The 17245-nt window shown below is 46.0% G+C and carries 18 protein-coding genes; 4 read left to right on the top strand and 14 right to left on the bottom strand.

Annotated elements, in window-relative coordinates; all coding sequences use genetic code 11:
- Window positions 1–83 precede the first annotated feature (83 nt).
- Window positions 84–590: an Lrp/AsnC family transcriptional regulator gene (locus tag Q1V85_RS24300; RefSeq protein ID WP_300604522.1), complete on the top strand. Its 507-nt coding sequence runs from the start codon at window positions 84–86 to the stop codon at window positions 588–590.
- A 52-nt stretch (window positions 591–642) separates the two neighbouring features.
- On the top strand, window positions 643–1128 hold the full coding sequence (locus Q1V85_RS24305) for a hypothetical protein (protein ID WP_300604525.1): 486 nt from the start codon (window positions 643–645) through the stop codon (window positions 1126–1128).
- A gap of 93 nt (window positions 1129–1221) precedes the next feature.
- Here the strand turns inward: Q1V85_RS24305 and Q1V85_RS24310 are convergent, their stop codons facing one another.
- Window positions 1222–1959 carry an FKBP-type peptidyl-prolyl cis-trans isomerase gene (locus Q1V85_RS24310; RefSeq protein ID WP_300604528.1) on the bottom strand — a complete coding sequence of 246 codons (738 nt, stop codon included), beginning with the start codon at window positions 1957–1959 and terminating at the stop codon, window positions 1222–1224.
- A 136-nt stretch (window positions 1960–2095) separates the two neighbouring features.
- On the opposite strand from Q1V85_RS24310, the gene Q1V85_RS24315 reads away from it, so the two are divergent.
- Window positions 2096–2542 carry a thioesterase family protein gene (locus Q1V85_RS24315; protein ID WP_300604531.1) on the top strand — a complete coding sequence of 149 codons (447 nt, stop codon included), beginning with the start codon at window positions 2096–2098 and terminating at the stop codon, window positions 2540–2542.
- 25 nt (window positions 2543–2567) lie between these two features.
- Here the strand turns inward: Q1V85_RS24315 and Q1V85_RS24320 are convergent, their stop codons facing one another.
- The 8 genes from Q1V85_RS24320 to Q1V85_RS24355 form a co-directional block, all read right to left on the bottom strand.
- Window positions 2568–3410: an AraC family transcriptional regulator gene (locus Q1V85_RS24320; RefSeq protein ID WP_300604533.1), complete on the bottom strand. Its 843-nt coding sequence runs from the start codon at window positions 3408–3410 to the stop codon at window positions 2568–2570.
- A 287-nt stretch (window positions 3411–3697) separates the two neighbouring features.
- Complete coding sequence (locus tag Q1V85_RS24325; protein ID WP_300604536.1) at window positions 3698–4168, bottom strand: DUF4822 domain-containing protein; 471 nt, start codon at window positions 4166–4168, stop codon at window positions 3698–3700.
- 135 nt (window positions 4169–4303) lie between these two features.
- Window positions 4304–5830 (bottom strand): magnesium chelatase, encoded by a 1527-nt coding sequence (locus tag Q1V85_RS24330; RefSeq protein WP_300604538.1) that lies wholly within the window; start codon window positions 5828–5830, stop codon window positions 4304–4306.
- A gap of 132 nt (window positions 5831–5962) precedes the next feature.
- Window positions 5963–7060: a VWA domain-containing protein gene (locus Q1V85_RS24335; protein ID WP_300604540.1), complete on the bottom strand. Its 1098-nt coding sequence runs from the start codon at window positions 7058–7060 to the stop codon at window positions 5963–5965.
- Between the two features lie 170 nt (window positions 7061–7230).
- Window positions 7231–10788, bottom strand: a complete 3558-nt coding sequence (locus Q1V85_RS24340) for a DUF2723 domain-containing protein (RefSeq protein ID WP_300604543.1) — start codon at window positions 10786–10788, stop codon at window positions 7231–7233.
- Between the two features lie 179 nt (window positions 10789–10967).
- A complete protein-coding gene (locus Q1V85_RS24345) occupies window positions 10968–12104 on the bottom strand; it encodes a DUF692 family multinuclear iron-containing protein (RefSeq protein WP_300604545.1) in 1137 nt (378 codons plus the stop codon).
- Window positions 12105–12118: 14 nt separating this feature from the next.
- The gene (locus Q1V85_RS24350; protein WP_300604548.1) at window positions 12119–12286 is read right to left on the bottom strand and encodes a hypothetical protein; all 168 of its coding nucleotides are present in this window, start codon (window positions 12284–12286) and stop codon (window positions 12119–12121) included.
- A 51-nt stretch (window positions 12287–12337) separates the two neighbouring features.
- Window positions 12338–13063 (bottom strand): DUF4294 domain-containing protein, encoded by a 726-nt coding sequence (locus Q1V85_RS24355; RefSeq protein WP_300604550.1) that lies wholly within the window; start codon window positions 13061–13063, stop codon window positions 12338–12340.
- A 183-nt stretch (window positions 13064–13246) separates the two neighbouring features.
- Here Q1V85_RS24355 and Q1V85_RS24360 point away from each other — a divergent pair, with 183 nt between their 5' ends.
- Window positions 13247–13954, top strand: coding sequence for a hypothetical protein (locus Q1V85_RS24360; protein WP_300604553.1), 708 nt, complete (start codon window positions 13247–13249; stop codon window positions 13952–13954).
- Between the two features lie 87 nt (window positions 13955–14041).
- Here the strand turns inward: Q1V85_RS24360 and hisIE are convergent, their stop codons facing one another.
- The 5 genes from hisIE to hisH all read right to left on the bottom strand — a co-directional run bounded on the left by hisIE (window position 14042) and on the right by hisH (window position 17236).
- Window positions 14042–14632 carry a bifunctional phosphoribosyl-AMP cyclohydrolase/phosphoribosyl-ATP diphosphatase HisIE gene (gene hisIE, locus Q1V85_RS24365; RefSeq protein ID WP_300604556.1) on the bottom strand — a complete coding sequence of 197 codons (591 nt, stop codon included), beginning with the start codon at window positions 14630–14632 and terminating at the stop codon, window positions 14042–14044.
- 64 nt (window positions 14633–14696) lie between these two features.
- Window positions 14697–15452, bottom strand: a complete 756-nt coding sequence (gene hisF / locus Q1V85_RS24370; RefSeq protein ID WP_300604559.1) for an imidazole glycerol phosphate synthase subunit HisF — start codon at window positions 15450–15452, stop codon at window positions 14697–14699.
- A 36-nt stretch (window positions 15453–15488) separates the two neighbouring features.
- Window positions 15489–15890, bottom strand: coding sequence for a four helix bundle protein (locus tag Q1V85_RS24375; RefSeq protein WP_300604562.1), 402 nt, complete (start codon window positions 15888–15890; stop codon window positions 15489–15491).
- A 42-nt stretch (window positions 15891–15932) separates the two neighbouring features.
- Window positions 15933–16652, bottom strand: coding sequence for a 1-(5-phosphoribosyl)-5-[(5-phosphoribosylamino)methylideneamino]imidazole-4-carboxamide isomerase (hisA, locus tag Q1V85_RS24380; RefSeq protein WP_300604565.1), 720 nt, complete (start codon window positions 16650–16652; stop codon window positions 15933–15935).
- On the bottom strand, window positions 16652–17236 hold the full coding sequence (gene hisH / locus Q1V85_RS24385; RefSeq protein WP_300604567.1) for an imidazole glycerol phosphate synthase subunit HisH: 585 nt from the start codon (window positions 17234–17236) through the stop codon (window positions 16652–16654). Before hisH ends, hisA begins: the two co-directional genes overlap by 1 nt.
- Window positions 17237–17245: the final 9 nt, after the last annotated feature.

Genomic DNA, 17245 nt, shown 5'->3' on the forward strand with positions numbered 1-17245 from the left:
GGTAAAAAACACTATGTTAATTCTTGCTAATAAGTGATATTCCCTATAAAGTACTAAATTTATGGATATAAATACTTTTAAAAATGAAGCGGACCGCTAAAACAGCAGAATCGGCTGCTCTTCCACATCAATCCGGGCTGGATGATAAGGACCTTGAGATCTTAAAACTCCTGCAGGAAAATGCACGCATATCGGTAACGGAGATCGCATCCCGGGTGCATCTGAGTCCAACCCCGGTGCATGAACGGATCCGCCGGCTGGAGGAGAGGGGAGTGATCCGGCAATATGCCACTTTGCTGGATGCACAAAAACTGGATAAAGGGCTAACGGTGATCTGTTATGTTTCGCTGAAACAACATGATAAAAAAGCGGGGTTAAAATTTATCCAGGCCATTAACGGGTTGAATGAAGTAGTGGAGTGCTATAGCATTTCCGGCGAATTTGATTTTATGCTGAAAGTGATGGCAAAAGATATGGCCGGCTTTTATGATTTTCATGTAAACCGGTTAAGCCAGGTAGAAAACCTGGGGCATGTGCAAAGTGTATTTGTGATGGGCGTGATAAAGGAAACGCACCGGTTGATTTTTTAGGGTTGCTGTTGCGTTTGCAGGAGGCATTGCGTTTTTTTATAAAACAATTCTTATGAAGAAAACGCTTATTGCTTGCCTGATCTTTGGAATGCTGGCCTGCAGTCGTGAAAAAAATCATGAAACGTTGAATTGCGCGCTGGTAGATTGCATGACGCCCAGCGGCCTTTTTTACCTGAAAATTGTGGACGCCAAAACAGGGGAAAATAAAATAGCCAATGGTAGTTTTGATACTGCAGGTATCCGGATAACACATGGTGCGGACCAGCAGGTGCATATCTATGGCAACGAAACTGTAGATAGTTTAAAGAATACCCTGCTCTTTAGGGATTATTCTGTTCCTGGTAATAACGAGATCCAGGTTGTTTCAAAATCCGGAACCATTAGGTTTACTTATAACTATTTCTTCCATCCGGGCGGTTGCTGCGGCTCGGGTGAAGTAACCAATATTTTCGTGAAGGACTACCCGTTTTCCAGCTATCCGCTGCAGGGCAGGTCGGTTTCGTTTAAAAATGAAAAGCTCGTTGAAGTGCGGTTGTGAGGTATTATGATTTCTCTTGAAAGTTATTTTTAGGGCCGATGGTTTATATGGGTTACCCATCATTACCATCGGCCCTGATCTGTTCTTTAAAAGCTATTTTCCTTTCTTTACATCCAGCAGTTCCACTTCAAAGATCAATACACTTCCTCCGGGAATGGTTGGAGGCGCACCTCTTAAACCGTATCCCAGCTCATAGGGAATAAAGAATTTATATTTGGATCCTTTGCTCATCATTTGCAGGCCTTCCGTCCATCCTTTGATAACAGCCGACACGGGAATGGTCAGTGGCTCTCCACGATCATAAGAGTTGTCAAACTCAGTACTATCCAGCAAGGAACCCCTGTAATGGCAGATCGCTGTATCTTCAGCAGCCGGTTTTACGCCCGTGCCTTCATGTAATACGATATACTGTAACCCGCTGGCCGTGGTTTTAACACCTGGCTGGGTTTTGTTTTTCTCTAAAAATGCCCGGCCCGCATTGATCGTTCCCTGCGCCTGGGCCTCTTTGGCTTTTTCTGAATAGGCCATCATTACGCTTACCAGTGTTTCTTCGCTAAGCATCGGTTTTTTACCACCAAATGTTGCCTTCATTGCATCGATCAGAACGCCGCTATTCAGATCTCCAATATCTTTTTTGATCGATTGGGCAATATTGACGCCTATTGCATAGCTGGCGGAATCTGCCAGTGTTTTTAATGCGGGGGATGCTGCAGAAACGGCCGCTGTTGCCGGTTTTTTTACCGTTGCCGGTTTGGGTTTTGGTTTTGACTGGGCAAAAAGGGATACGCTGCCTGCGGCCAGTAACCCGATTGTGAGAACGTACTTCATCATTTGTTGTTTTACACGCTGTTGAAAATTAGATCCTTTTGATTGAAACGGTAAATATAGTGACCCTTTTTGATAATTTTGATTGAGAACATTATGTAAGTTTGTTAATAATGCAGAAAACCTGTATCAATTGCAGCATATGGAGCGTTTTACGAAAACATTGCAGATCCGTTGGGCAGACCTCGACCTGAACGGGCATCTAAGGCACAGTGTGTATTACGACTGGGGCGCTTATTGCCGGATCCGGTTCCTTTCCGAAAAAGGACTAACCACGGGGCACATGACGGAATTACATGTGGGACCGGTTATTTTTCGCGAAGAATGTGTTTTTAAAAGAGAGATACGATTGGAAGATACCGTTTGGATCGACCTGGAGCTGACCCAGTCCCGGAGGGATTTTAGCCGTTGGGCGATGCGGCATCATATTTATAAAGACGAGCAAACGCTGGCGGCTGTCATTACATTAGAAGGTGCCTGGATCGATACGCAGAAGCGTAAACTCACCATTCCGCCACCGGCAGTGGCTGCGGCCTATGGAGCAATGCCATTGGCGGAAGATTTTAAATGGCTGGAGCCAAGCTTGTAAATCGTGTGGGTCTGAAGCATTATGTTCAGGGGTGTTCTCTGAATGCTTTTGGCGCCACACCTGTTTGTGATTTAAAAAAATTAGAAAAATTGGCGGTGTCATAGAACCCCAGATCATAGGCAATTTCCTTAATGCTTTTGCCCGAAATGCCCAGCAGGCGCTTGGCCTCAAGAATGAGTCTTTTCTGGATCAGCTCATTGGCCGATGCATATAAAAACCGCTTACAAAGTATATTGAGGTAGTTGGGGGTGATGTTGAGTTGTTTGGCATAATAGGCCACAGACCGCTGATCACGGAACTGTTCGTTAACCATGGTTGTATACCGGATGATCAGCGGGTTGGATTTCATTTTTTGAATGCTCTCAAATTGTGTGTCCTGTTCTTTTCCCAGTAACTGAACAATTAATTTACTCCGGGTATAGATGATATCCAGATTCGGACAGGGGGCGCGCAGCTCTTCATCCAGTTGCTGAAATTCATGATAAAAGATCCGGAAGAGATGTTCAGGAAGTGATAATACGGGATGCCGGAAGTAGAATAGCGGGCTAAAGCTGAGGTAATTGATCATGGACTGAAAAATTGCTTCGCTGATCATCAGCTGAAAGCCGGTTGTAGCGGCATCCAGGTTCCAGTGGTGTACCTGGCCCGGCAGTAATACATGGATCTGCTGATCACTTACGGGATGCTCTACAAAATCAATGGTATGGCTGCCGCTGCTTTGATCTATCAAAAAGAATAAATAAAAATCATGTTTGTGCGGCCTGGTGATCCGGTTATTCCCTTTAAGTACGTGATTCAATATCGTAATACCATTTATATCGCGGAACGTAAAGGTATCCAGGTTCAATACAGGAATATCGGCAGGCATGATTTTTTGAAAATTTCCTAAATATAGGAAATAGCAGCAACCTGCAGAAACAAGACTTTAGCGGCCGTATGAAAAGCGGCGGGCACAACCGGAGCTTTGTTGTACTCCCGGTATTTTCTATGTTTGCTGCAGAAGCATTGAAACACTGCATGCTTCAATTCAAGCGGCTGAAGCATCGGTTCGCAAGGGCATTGCGGTAGCAAACGAAACGCTGTATCTGTGAAATAGATGTGTAACAAAAAAGGCCCACCCCGGGGGGCAGACCTTAGGGTACGAATGACCGTTGCTTATTTTACCGGCTCCGCGTGTGTAGTCGGAGTATGAATGATATCAAAATACACGGCTTTATTTCCGGCAGTCGGGTAAATCCGGTAAGTGAATTCTGTTTTGGTAAGTACGGTGATCTCTACTTCACGTCTGAACAGTTCTGTACCGGCATCATTCCGGGCGATAATAAATCTTGTTTTTCCATCCAGCGAAAGCCACCAGTCACCCTTCATTTTAGGAGAATTGTCTAAATTATACATCGTGAATTTGGTATCGGCTTTGAAGTATGCAAATCCAACAAAGTTCTTTACATTGTCGTCGGTGAGGGCTACCTGGGCTCCCTGGGCGTTTTTGGCACTGGTGGTTTCCCATGCTGTAGCTGATAACAGCTCACTGGGGGTTTGAACAGGAGCCTGGTCCTTATCTTTTGAACAGGCAGCGAAAAAGCTAAGGAATATAGCGGATGCTGCAACTAACACTGAAATTCTCATTAATATATATTTTGTTTACTGCAAAGCTATTTCGCGCTTGCGGTAAAAAAATATAAGGACTATTCCAGTTGTTGTGTGAATTATAACTGGGATGGTTTTATGCCTGATTTAACAAATGAACCGTCCCCGCTGTATCTATTCATCTTCCTCAAAACCAAAACTCTCGTATTCGCCGGTAGTGGCCGACCCCAGCATGCTGCCAAAAAGGTCCTTAAACTCCACCTTTGTTTCAAACAATTTTTTACTGATCAGCGAATAGGACGAAAGTCCAAAAAGTACAAACTCCATCAGTAATGCAGCCTGTAGCTCATTGGCTCCGGCGAAATATTTTTTCACCAGCGCATAAAGTCCGTCTACCTGGTAAAGTTGCTGTATCTTATTGTTATCTGTGGTATTAAAATCGATATTCAGCGTGTTGCCTTTATCGAACCAGTTAATGATCGGTTTATAGGGGTTATCATCGGCTTTATTTTGCGCAGAAGGCTTTCCTGTATTTTTCCGTTTGCCCAATTGTTCGGGGTTGGGAAAGTACTGGATGAACTGCGAACGGATGGCTTTGTCTACAAGATTCATTGCTACCTGGAACGGGCCTTCCTGTTCGCCCTCATACACCAGCTCTACTTTTCCGGTAATAGAAGGAATAATGCCCGACAGATCGGAAATCCAGATCTGTGTAACCGTTTCATTGTTGACCAGCGCCCTGCGCTCGGCTGTGCTGACGGCATTTTCAAAGGCTGAAATGGTTAAGCGCGCGCTAACACCACTTTTTTTATCGACAAGCTCACTGTTACGGGCTTCAAAAGCTACCTGCTCAATCAGCCGTTTTACAAGGTCACTGATCTTTACCATCTCTTTTTGTTCTTCGTGAATACCCGCTTCCTGTTCGGTGATCTCCAATGCATGTTCCAGGGTACGGGGATAATGCGTTAAGATCTGGCTTTGTATACGGTCTTTTAAGGGTGTTACGATGGAACCCCGGTTGGTATAATCTTCGGGGTTGGCGGTAAAGACAAATAAAATATCCAGTGGCAGCCGGAGTTTGAAGCCCCGGATCTGTATATCACCCTCTTCAAGAATATTGAACAGGGATACCTGGATACGCGCCTGAAGATCCGGCAGCTCATTGATCACAAAAATGCAGCGGTTGCTCCGGGGGATGATGCCATAATGAAGTACCCGCTCATCATCAAAGCTCAGTTTCAGGTTGGCGGCTTTAATGGGATCGATATCACCAATGAGATCGGCCACGCTTACATCCGGAGTGGCCAGTTTCTCGCCATAGCGCTGATCCCGGGCCAGCCAGGTAATGGGGGTGTCATCTCCTTTTTCGGCGATGAGGTCTCTTGTATACTTGGAAATGGGATTCAGCGGATCGTCATTGAGGTCGCTGCCTTCTACTACAGGTATGTATTCGTCCAGCAGAGCGGTCATCTGCCGCGCCATCCGGGTTTTGGCCTGTCCGCGCAAACCCAAAAAAAGTATATTGTGCTTACTCAGCAACGCCCGTTCTGTTTCGGGTATTACCGAATCTTCATATCCAACGATCCCGGGGAAGGAGGTTTCGCCCGCTTTGAGTTTTTTTATTAAATTTTGCCTGATTTCTTCTTTGATCGACTTTGATTGATATCCGGATGCTTTTAATGCGCCTAATGTTTTAATCACGAGTGGAGGTATTTGGAGTGAAATGTTTTAGTGAGATGTTGTGAAGTCTTGAGTGAAAAGTTTTTAGTGAAATGTGTAGCGTGAGAAGTCTTAAGTGATAGGTTTTGAGTGAATGTTAAGGTGAAATGTTTTTTAAAATACGGTCTTGGACCGGCCGCTTTCAAAATCTTTAAAGATAAAGGAGCCCAGGTTGTCCAGTGAAGCAAAATAGGCTTTACCATGATTCATCTCCGTAAATTCCTGAACAAAACGTTGCAGATAGGGGTCTGTTGCGATCATGAATGTGGTGATGGGGATCTTTAATTTTTTACAGGCAGCGGCCAGGTTCATACAACGGTTTACTACTTTGCGGTCTAAACCAAAGCTGTTTTTATAATACCGTTTGCCGATCTTCAGGCAGGTTGGCTTTCCGTCGGTGATCATAAAGATCTGTTTATTGGGATTTTTCCTGCGCCGGAGCAGGTCCATTGCCAGTTCCAGTCCGGCTACCGTATTGGTATGATAAGGCCCCACCTGCAGGTAGGGAAGATCTTTTATCTCCACCGGCCAGGCGTCGTTCCCAAATACCACAATGTCCAGTGTATCCTTTGGATAACGGGTCGTGATCAGCTCACTCAGTGCCATAGCTACCTTTTTGGCCGGCGTAATCCGGTCTTCGCCATAAAGGATCATGGAATGGGATATATCGATCATCAATACAGTTGAGGTCTGTGTTTTGAAGTCGGTTTCCCGGATGCTGAGGTCATCTTCCCGGATATTAAATGTGTCGATGCCATGATTGATCTGCGCGTTACGGATCGATTCCGTAAAATCGATCTGTTCCAGCATATCGCCAAACCGGAAGGGCCGGGTTTCGGGATTCAGTTCATCTCCCTGTCCGGGCTTGAACGTTTTGTGATCGCCTTTGCCGGCTTTTTTTAGCTTCCCAAAAATTTCTTCCAGGCTTTTTTTCCGGATGCCCTGTTCTGTTTTTGGAGTGATTTTTATTTCACCTTTTTGATGATCGTCGGTGATATAACCTTTTTGCTTCAGGTCGTCTATAAAATCGCCCATTCCATAATCATCATTGCCCAGCTGGTATTCTTTATCCAGCTCATTGAGCCATTGAAGCGCTTCTGCAGCGTCTCCGCTGGTATATGTAAGCAATTGCATGAAAAGGTCGAGCATTTTTTCGAACGGGGTTTTGCCCTGGTCATCAGCGGCCAACCCGGAGAATTGGATACCTCTCATATACTAAATGTAAAACTATTTTTCTAAAAACAATGCGGTGCGGCCGGAAGTCCGGAAATATGCGGCCAGGGGATGAATCTGCTTTATTAATAACATTTTGAATACCGAAATGGTTGCAATAAAAAAATCCCCTCCGGAGGGGAGGGGATTGCGGGTATCAGACCACTTACTTATTTTTTTGAGGTATCCGGCGTTTTGCTTTTCGCTCCGCTGTCCGCAGCTTTTGCGGGCGCGTTTTCCTGGGGAATCAGTTCCTGAACCGGCGTTTTTTCACCTTTTTTTAAGGGATCGTAATGCGATTCGATGGCATCCGCTGCCGCTTCGGTGATTTCGTTGAGCGGATCTTCAATATTGGCCAGGCCCTGGAAGTATTCCGGTTTTTCAGCCTTCAGATAGTTATAGTATTTCCGCTGATCAGCAAGATCCTTTTTAACCGCTGCAATCACTTTACGTGCCATATCCAGCTTGCCGGCTTTATAGTAGGCTTCAGCATACATGAGGCCGGTTTGATTGTGCTGGTTATAGCGGCTGGTCATTGCATAGGGCAGGTTTTCGGGAAGCAGCCCGGCTTCTGCTTTATTCAGCAGTTTAACGGCTTCTTCTTTTTTACCTGCATCTGCAAGGTTGCCGGCTGCTTCTGCAAAGATGCTCCGGATATTGAGCAGGTACTGACGGTTTACTTCATCAAAGTAAACGCCTTTTTTATTGGCTCCGCCAAATTCAAATTTGGTCAGCAGGTTTTTCGCCATTACGTCTTCATTGTTGTCGCGGATGGATGTACCTCCGGCGCGCATCTGGCGATAGGCCTGATCCACGATCCAGTTGGCTTGCGGAGCTTTTACATTGAAGGGCACCAGCCGGTAAGTAAGCCCGTCTTTTCTCAGGTTCTGCCCAAAGCCCAGTTCTCCGTAAGGGGCGGTAAAGTAAACCGGACGTTTCCATTGGTTGGAGGCAATGATGCTGAGTACCATCAGGTCGTTGCGGGGGATACCGCCTTTGGATGTGGGGATCTCAAATGCCCACTGATCGGGAACGCTGTCTGTTGGATTGGCGGTTCCGTTCTTACGAACGATGTCTTTATTCACCGGTACAAAGAACTTGCGGAAAGGCAGGGCAGCGGATCCTACGTCGCGCCCGGTTTCCGGGTCTTCCGTACGGGCACCGATAAATGTTTTGATAACGTCGTATAACGGGTAAAAATTATTTGCATCAATGTTTTGCCCTGGCTGTGGTTGTCTGAACGGAAGGTATTCGCGGTTATGACCTTCGATTTGTTCTGGACTAAGGATCACATCCACTGAATCTGCATCGTTTATCTTGTAACGCAGCTGGTTGATATACCAGTCAATGCCCAGCAGGCTGGTGTTGATGATACGGATATCGGTCCGTACATTTTCCACTTCCTGGGCATACCAGAGCGGATAGGTATCGTTGTCGCCGAAGGTAAACAGGATCGCATTGGGCGCACAGCTTTCCAGGTAGTCTTTTGCCAGATCAGGAGCCATGGTTTTCTCACTCCGGTCGTGGTCGTTCCATTCCTGTTGGGCCATCAGCCCCGGAACGGCTAAACAGAGCAGGGCAATGAGCACATTAGCTGCCCGGATATTGGAGCCGCCTGACGACAGGGCCCGCGCGGCAAACGTTACGATGTACAATACGGCGGCATAAATAACTGCGGCCACCAGGCTGGCAATAATGATGGCACTAAAAGTACTGGACATACTGCTGAGCGCGGTGATGAGGAAAGTACCGGAAGCACCGTATACCAAAAGTTTCTGGAAAGACTCTTTGTCTTCTTTTTCCAGCGCAGAACGCAGCAGTGCTACAACCGCTAAACCGATCCACACGGCAAATGCATAGAAGGATCCCACATAAGCATAATCCCGTTCCCGCGGCTGGTTCCCCGGTTGGTTAAGATATAGCACGATGGCCATACCGGTAAAGAAGAACAGCAGGAATGTAATGACCCAGTCTTTCCGGTTTTTCAGGAATTGGTATACAAACCCGATGATACCCAATACAAAGGGTAACATATAGAAAACGTTATGTGCTTTATTTTGCTTCAGGCTTTCCGGCAGCTGGCTCTGGTCGCCCAGGCGTGCATTATCCATCAATGATATACCGGAGATCCAGTTACCATCTCTTTTATTACCATAACCCTGCAGGTCGTTTTGTTTACCCGCAAAATTCCACATGAAATAGCGCATGTACATAAAGCTGGTCTGGTAACTCATAAACCAGTTGATATTATCTGCGTAGCTCGGCGCGCCATAAGATCCCTGCCCGGTATTGGGATCAGGTTTGGCCAGGCCCAGCCAATCGGCATAAAAGTCCTGGTGTCCCTGTTCATTACTCGAATCCCATACCCGTACAAATAATTGCTTTACGCTGCTGCTATAGTTGTATTCTTTTTTGCGGCCAATGGGAACATACCTGTTGTCGCCTTTGACATATGTTTGTTCTCCTAAGACATAGGGATTTTCCTGATTGATATCTTCCGGAATCTGTGCAGCATAGTGTGCACCATAAAGCAGGGGCTGTGTTCCATATTGTTCCCGGCTAAGGTAGTAAACCAGGCTGATAGGATTATCAACATTGTTCATGTCGATGGCCGGGTTGGCATTACTGCGGATGATATTGGTAAAGTACATGAAATAGCCCAGCATCATAAAGGCGAAACACCATAAAAAGAGTTTCATGATTTTAAGCGCCGTAGGCCGTATGAAATAGCCAAGTACTGCACCAACCACCAGCAGTAAAATGATCTTTACAGCGGCCAGGGTGCCTCCAAAAGCAAACGGCAGGAATGTGAGCAGGAAGAATACGGCCGTCCAGAGAATGATCGTTGTTTTTGATACCGTTGGTTTAAACCGCAGGCCAATAGCTACCAGCAGGGCTATCAAAATAAAGTATGCAGTAAAGCCGGAGAAGAACGGCATTTTAAAGCTGTTTACGAACATGATGTCAAACAACCCTGCGGCTTTCATGCTATACTGGATAATGGCTACCTGTACAATTCCTGTAATGGCACATCCAATAAAGAATGCCGCAATGGAACCTTTCACTGAAGGGGTGTACCGGCGGTAATAGTAGATCATCACGATGGCAGGGATGGTCAACAGGTTGAGCAAGTGCACACCAATGGACAGGCCCATCATGAAAAACAGGAATACGATCCAGCGGTCGCTGCGTGCCCGGGCGTTTTCGTCAGTGCCGGCAAGTTCGTCGGCATGCTCCCATTTAAGCATGGCCCAAAATACAAAACCGGTAAAAAAGGATGACAATGCATATACTTCGCCTTCAACGGCGCTATACCAGAATGAATCTGTAAAAGTATAAGCCAATGCCCCAACGGCGCCTGCGGCCATTACGGTGAAGACCTGCTGACCGCTGAGTATTTCACCGGATTTTACAAACATTTTCCGTGCAAAGTGCGTAATGGTCCAGAAGAGAAACAGGATGGTAGCAGCACTTACCAATGCGCTCATAAAGTTTACAGCATTGGCGGCAGTTTGGGGTTTGTCTCCAAAAAGCAGGATAAATATCCGTCCCAGCAAGCTAAACATCGGTGCGCCCGGAGGGTGAGCCATCTGTAATTTGTAGGCCGTAGCAACAAATTCACCACAATCCCAAAGTGACCCGCGGGCTTCCCTGGTTAGTGAATAGGTAAGGGTAGCAATGGCAAAAACTACCCATCCGGTTAGGTTGTTTACTTTTCTGAAATTCATGTTAAAACGCGTCTTTTTTTCAATGATGACAAAAATAGGGATAAAGACGTCATTTTGGTTGAATGTCAGTTAGTATTACAGATATTTTATAACTATTAAAAATCGGGCGAAGCGACTGGAATAATGCTGTTTTTTGATAACGGTTCAAAATGGGAAAATGAACCTCGAAATGTGGGTGTTTATGGATCGGGGATAAAGCCGTTTTTCCATTTTTGGGCAAGGTGAACCGCGGTTTCCAGCATCGCTGCATTCCAGTGTTCGATCTGCCAGTCGGAATGTGCCAGTATGGAGGATTCCAGCTGGCTACGGGCTTCGGCTTCCGAACCTGCCTGCTCAAGAATAAGGGATAGCGTGGTTTGTTGCTGGTGTAACAGGCTATCTTCTACAGGCGTAGTGTTTGGCCGGAAGGATGGGGACTGGAATGTGTTGATTGGAGCGGCCTTTAAAGAAGCTGCTTTTACAATGGCCTGCATTTGCAGAAAATCATCCCGGAAGGCGATCTTGCTTGCTTCATTCCGGAGACCGGTTCCCAGTTGCTCTAACACCACAAATTTCAAATTGGGGCAGCGTGGGATCGTTTTGCGTAAAAAATCAAAAACGGTATCTGGTACGTGGTCATCGTGGGTATCGCGCCGGATGATGGTTGGAGGAACGGCAACGGACGGTTCCCAGCTGCCACCGGAAATATGGATCTCTCTTACACGATCCAGCGGATAGAGTGCGATTAAAGTGTCAAAATCGACATTAAAATTATGTACCTGGCAAAAAAGATTGTGCAAGTCCAGTATAATAAAACCGTTGACCGGTTCCACCAGTTTTTCTAAAAATGCGCCATGTCGTTTAACATCATCAATCGAATACGAGAATGCCAGGTTTTCCAGCCCTACCGGGCAGCGGCAGGCTTCCTGTATGCGCTGCAGGCGATCGATGCCGATTGCTAATGTGGCAGGTGTATAGGGGATGCTGAGTGGGGCGCCATTGTGAAAATCCTTTCCTGTCATGAATCCAAAGTGTTCTGTAATATGATCGAAATGGAAGTCCGACGCATATTTTCTCAGACTTTGAAGCCATTGCTCCTGTTCGGGCAGCCACTTGCCTGAAAAGATCGAGAAAAAAACACCATGGCCAATCAGGCGATGATTCCGGCTAAAGGCAGTGAGAAGCGCCTTGAACCATCCGGGAAGTTCTCTGCATTGATGCAGCGCATCGAACGACCATTCAATGGCGTCCACGGATCCGGATTCAAGCAGCGGCAGGCATGCTGATAAAATATCCGCATCCAGGTTGCAGGCAATAGTGCTATGGATTTCGGCCATTGGTCAGCGAAGCATTATCCCATACCACATGCCGGACAGGAAAAAAGGGGCAGTTTATCTTTCTTTTCTTTCTCTTTTGCTGCAGCCAGCTTTTTATCTTCTTTATTTTTTGAACAGGAAGGTGCTACGTTAACGGCAATAGCAGCGGCAATTAGCAGGAGTAGTGATTTTTCAAGTTTCATATTATTGGTTTTAAACAAATATATGTATTTTTTGAATCAGATGAAAACCGGCTAAAAAGTGGTTGTTTGTCCCGGCCGGTACGGGTTTCCATACCAGGTAGTGTTGATCTCCTGTACAAAATCCTCAATCTGCCGGTCAAAAGGATCTTTCCGGATATCATAGTCCTGTTTCAGGTCACTCCCATAAAAAAAAGCCACAGTCTGGTATACGCGTGCATTCAGGCCGCCCTTGTATTCCCGGATGATTTCATAGCAATCGGATCCCGTTTGGCGGTAAATCAGCTTCATCAGTACCTTTCCCTGGTACACAGAAAGGTTGGAGAGGGGATCAGAAAACTGTTTTTTAAGTTCTTTTTCTTTGGACTTAATAATGGCTTTCCGGGCCTTTTTGTCAGTAACTCCCTGTAATTGACGGCTGATCTGGTTAATGGTAGCACCGGCAACGCGGGCATAGGGATAGCATACGTACACGGCATTTCGCAGGCGGTTCCATTCCTGTTTGACCTTCTCCAGTTTGGCCGGCGGAAGTTTGGATATCCAGATATTTGCTTCTTCCGTATAGGGCATCATTTTAAAGGACTCATAATCGGGTCCGTACCATATTGCCGCTACTTTTGTAGAATCCCTTGGCCCCCAGTCCTTCATGATCTGCTGCATAGAAGGCATCGGGGGAACGCGTACCGTATCTGCTGTTTGCGCAAGTGCAGTGGTCTCAAAAGCAAATGGCATTAACAAGGATACGGCCAGTATAACCAGGTATCGATATCGCTTATTCAATACGCAAATTTAATATTGGTACACTGAACTTCGCAAAGTAACCGCAGATAGATCTGTTTTTGGGTGTTAATATTAATTTAATTTTTTTTAAGGTTTATTTTTTCAGAACCCGTTGCCCGTTTATTTTTGAAACAGAAACCTTAAAATTAATCTATTTATCAAATAAATGCCGATACGTTTTATATGAAACCTGTGAACGCTTTTTTGTTCCTCCTGGTCATGGGCTGCTTTCAATATACCACAGCGCAATCCTCTAAAATAGCTGACTATTTTAAACGGGAAATTCCCAAAGGTTGGGTGTCTGATACATTGATAACCGGTGATCTGAATAAGGATCAGCAACCGGACGTGGTACTCGTTATACGGAATACCAGCGCCGCTAATTTTAAGATCCACGATGGACTGGGGCAGGATACACTGGATCTGAACCCGCGTCGTTTACTGATCTATTTTAAGGAGGGGAAGGGCTACCGGAAGGTTTTGAGTACCGATCAATTTCTGCCATCTGTAAACAGTGATATCAACCCCTGCCTGTCTGACCCCTTTGTTGATGGAAGCATTGGAATTAATAAAGGGGTGCTAAAAATGGGGTTCCATTACTGGCTGAGCTGTGGCAGTTATGAGGTTACAGATTGGGATTATACCTTCCGGTTTCAGCAGGGCCGGTTTGAACTGATCGGACTGGATGTGTCATCAATGCACCGGGCAAGCGGGGAAATGTCAACCACCAGTTACAATTTTATGACCGGCAAAAAGCAGGAAATCTTTGGCGGAAATGAGTTCTTTCCCGAAAAGGATCATCCCAAGGAACGCTGGTCTTTCATAAAGAAGCACCCGTTATTTGATCTGGCGTCCATGACGGGCCAGACCGTAAAGAACAGGGATTGGTAGGCCTCTTTAGTTCTTTGGCGGCAGCAGCTTCCGGCACAGCCCCGGCCATGGAGGAACCCTGAATACCGAATGCTGAATGCGCACACCTTATTTCTTATGCCTGGCTTCCAGTACTTCTAGTACATCCTTAAGTTCGAATCCTTTTGCCTGTAGCAGAACGAGGTAGTGAAACATCAGATCGGCGGCTTCACCAAGGAACAGCTCTTTATTATCGTCCTTAGCCTCGATCACAATTTCAACCGCTTCTTCACCCACTTTCTGAGCGATCTTATTGATGCCTTTTGCAAATAAGGAGGCTGTATACGATTTTTCCGAAGGATTGTTTTTCCGGTCCCGGATCACCTTTTCCAATGCCTGCAGCGAAAAGGTATCATTGGCGGTTCCAAAACAACTGGTTGTTCCGGTATGACAGGTGGGCCCTTGCGGATCGGCCTTGATGAGCAGGGTGTCTTCGTCGCAATCTGCCAGGATCTCTTTTACGAGCAAAAAGTTATTAGAAGTTTCCCCCTTGGTCCACAGGCGTTGTTTGCTTCGGGAAAAAAAGGTGACTTTCCCTTCCGCTTTTGTTTTTTCCAATGCCGCTGCATTCATAAATCCCAGCATCAGTACCTCCTGGGTAGTGGCGTCCTGGATGATTACCGGCGCGAGGCCGTCCGTGTATTTAGAAAAATTGATCATTTTTAAAATTTAGGTTCAGATTTCAGGTTCAAAGTTCCAGGTTTAAGTCTCAACTGTTTGCAAATTATTGCCGGACTGGAATATTGTTTTCGTTTAAATAATTTTTTAAGGAGCCGATCTCTATTTCCCCGAAGTGAAAAATACTGGCGGCCAGTGCTGCGTCTGCAGCTCCTTCCTCAAATACTTCCTTAAAATGAGGCATGGTTCCGGCGCCACCGGAGGCAATGACGGGTATTGAAAGCGCCTGGCTGATCTGCCGGGTAATGTCGATGGCGAATCCGCTTTTGGTTCCATCGTTTTCCATGGATGTTAACAGGATTTCTCCGGCCCCGAGATCCGTTACCTTTTTGGCCCATTCTGTTGCTACGAGGTCTGTAGCATTCCGGCCTCCATGGGTAACCACTTTCCATACGCCATCAAACAGTTTGATATCGATTGCTACCACCACACACTGGCTGCCAAAGTTTTTTGCCAGGTCGCTTACCAGCTGCGGGTTTCGTACCGCTGATGTGTTGACTGAAATTTTATCCGCACCGTGTTCCATTAATACGGATACATCCTCTACCGTATTAATGCCGCCACCTACGGTGAAGGGAATATTGATGTGCGTAGCAATTTGGCGTACCAGCTCCGACAGCGTCTTCCGTTTATCAACGGTTGCGGTGATATCCAGGAATACCAGTTCATCGGCGCCTTCCGTACAATAACGCATGGCCAGTTCTACCGGATCACCGGCATCCCTCAGCTGTACAAAGTTGGTACCTTTTACGGTACGTCCGTCTTTAATATCCAGGCAGGGTATGATTCGTTTTGCGAGCATATTTCCGTTTAATGTTTGAAGTTTGATGTTGGATGTTTATTTCGATCGGCCGGCAAATTTCTGTCCCTTAATTACGGATTGATTTAAGTACGAAATAAACGCGGCTATTTTTGAGGATAAAATTTTGTAGTGTTCCATCAGTTCATTTTGAAGGAGTTCCTCTATATATTTTTGATCCAAAGCTGCATGCAGCTGTGAGCGGACCTCGCCAGCCGATCCTTTTGCGATACTCAGGAAATTTATAAATTCAAGTTTTGATGATCTTTCAAAGCCTTCTGCAATATTGTCCATAACCGATCTGGCCGCAGCCTTTATCTGATCACGGAACCTGTAGTCCGTACTAAACGGACCAGATTGGGTTAGCTCAAATATTCTTAAAGATAATTTTCGAACAGTCTGCCATATTTCCAGATCTTCAAAATTGGTTATTGTTGCCATATCATCAAACTTTAAACGTCAAACCTCAAACGGAAATTTGTATTAACGGTTGAATATCGCTAAGTCCTTCAAACTGATCCGGTTCTCATAAATCGCCTTTCCCACAATGGCTCCATGGCAGCCGATGGCCTGCAGGCTTTCCAGGTCCTGTATGCTGCTCACACCGCCACTGGCAATCAGCTTCAGGTCTTTTATCGCATCCAGTATTTTTTTATAAAGCTCATCAGCGCTTCCCTGTAAGAGTCCGTCCTTGCTGATGTCTGTACAAAAGAATTGCTGTATACCTTTTGTGCGGTAATGTTTTAAAAAATTATAAATATTAATTTCTGTTGCCTCGGTCCAGCCTTTGATCATTATTTTTTCATCCAGAACATCGGCCCCCAGGATAAATTTTTCGACACCAAAGGCCGTCAGCCAATCCTGGAAAACTACCGGCTTTTTTACTGCCATGCTGCCCACAGCGGCATAAGCAGCTCCGGAATCAAACGTGATCTGTACATCTTTTTCACTGCTGATTCCACCGCTAAAATCAATGACAAGGTTGGTTTTGCCGGCGATGTTTTCTAATACTTTCCAGTTGGCAACGCGGCCGGCCTTCGCCCCATCCAGGTCTACCAGGTGCAGGCGTGTTAAGCCGGCATCTTCAAATTGCCGGGCTACTTCCAGCGGGTTTTCATTGTATATTTTTTTCTGGGTATAATCGCCTTTGCTTAGCCGTACGGCTTTACCTTCTATAATATCTATTGCGGGTATGATTTCCATTATAATGCTAAAAAGTTTCTTAATATCTGTTCTCCGGCTTCTGCGCTCTTTTCGGGGTGGAATTGCACCCCATAAAAATTATCGCGGTATATGGCACTGCTGAATTCCGTTGCATAGCTGGTGGTAGCAATAGTTGCCGGGTTCAGCACCGCATAATAACTGTGTACAAAATAGCACCAGGAATCCTGCGGCACATTTTTGAACAAGGGGTTTTCTTTGGTGTGAATACGGTTCCAGCCCATTTGCGGGATCTTCAGATCGGGGCTCACAAATTTCTTAACGGCTACATCAAAAATGCCCAGACAGGCTGTGTCGTTTTCCTCGCTATGCGCGCAGAGTAGCTGCATACCCAAACAAATACCCAGCAAGGGTTGGCGGGCTTCCCGGATCAGTTGGTCCAGTTTCCGCTCTTTCAGATAATGCATCGCCGTACTGGCTTCCCCCACACCAGGGAAGATGAGCTTATCTGCTGAACGGATCGCTTCCGGATCGTCGGTAACGGTAGCCGTTACCCCAATGCGCTCCAGCGCAAAAAGCACGGATTGAATATTGCCGGCGTTGTATTTTATAATTACTGTGTCCATTTTCTTGTT

It is taken from the genome of Niabella sp., assembly GCF_030150205.1.
Classification (GTDB): Bacteria; Bacteroidota; Bacteroidia; order Chitinophagales; family Chitinophagaceae; genus Niabella.

What these genes read in the sequence shown, in the direction of transcription:
- Q1V85_RS24305 (WP_300604525.1), top strand. Translation starts at nt 643, where the DNA reads ATGAAGAAAACGCTTATTGCTTGCCTGATCTTTGGAATGCTGGCCTGC.
- Q1V85_RS24340 (WP_300604543.1), bottom strand. Translation starts at nt 10,788, where the DNA reads ATGAATTTCAGAAAAGTAAACAACCTAACCGGATGGGTAGTTTTTGCC.
- hisF (WP_300604559.1), bottom strand. Translation starts at nt 15,452, where the DNA reads ATGCTCGCAAAACGAATCATACCCTGCCTGGATATTAAAGACGGACGT.
- Q1V85_RS24325 (WP_300604536.1), bottom strand. Translation starts at nt 4,168, where the DNA reads ATGAGAATTTCAGTGTTAGTTGCAGCATCCGCTATATTCCTTAGCTTT.
- hisH (WP_300604567.1), bottom strand. Translation starts at nt 17,236, where the DNA reads ATGGACACAGTAATTATAAAATACAACGCCGGCAATATTCAATCCGTG.
- Q1V85_RS24315 (WP_300604531.1), top strand. Translation starts at nt 2,096, where the DNA reads ATGGAGCGTTTTACGAAAACATTGCAGATCCGTTGGGCAGACCTCGAC.
- Q1V85_RS24335 (WP_300604540.1), bottom strand. Translation starts at nt 7,060, where the DNA reads ATGAGAGGTATCCAATTCTCCGGGTTGGCCGCTGATGACCAGGGCAAA.
- hisA (WP_300604565.1), bottom strand. Translation starts at nt 16,652, where the DNA reads ATGGAAATCATACCCGCAATAGATATTATAGAAGGTAAAGCCGTACGG.
- Q1V85_RS24350 (WP_300604548.1), bottom strand. Translation starts at nt 12,286, where the DNA reads ATGAAACTTGAAAAATCACTACTCCTGCTAATTGCCGCTGCTATTGCC.
- Q1V85_RS24360 (WP_300604553.1), top strand. Translation starts at nt 13,247, where the DNA reads ATGAAACCTGTGAACGCTTTTTTGTTCCTCCTGGTCATGGGCTGCTTT.
- Q1V85_RS24300 (WP_300604522.1), top strand. Translation starts at nt 84, where the DNA reads ATGAAGCGGACCGCTAAAACAGCAGAATCGGCTGCTCTTCCACATCAA.
- hisIE (WP_300604556.1), bottom strand. Translation starts at nt 14,632, where the DNA reads ATGATCAATTTTTCTAAATACACGGACGGCCTCGCGCCGGTAATCATC.
- Q1V85_RS24375 (WP_300604562.1), bottom strand. Translation starts at nt 15,890, where the DNA reads ATGGCAACAATAACCAATTTTGAAGATCTGGAAATATGGCAGACTGTT.
- Q1V85_RS24345 (WP_300604545.1), bottom strand. Translation starts at nt 12,104, where the DNA reads ATGGCCGAAATCCATAGCACTATTGCCTGCAACCTGGATGCGGATATT.
- Q1V85_RS24320 (WP_300604533.1), bottom strand. Translation starts at nt 3,410, where the DNA reads ATGCCTGCCGATATTCCTGTATTGAACCTGGATACCTTTACGTTCCGC.
- Q1V85_RS24310 (WP_300604528.1), bottom strand. Translation starts at nt 1,959, where the DNA reads ATGATGAAGTACGTTCTCACAATCGGGTTACTGGCCGCAGGCAGCGTA.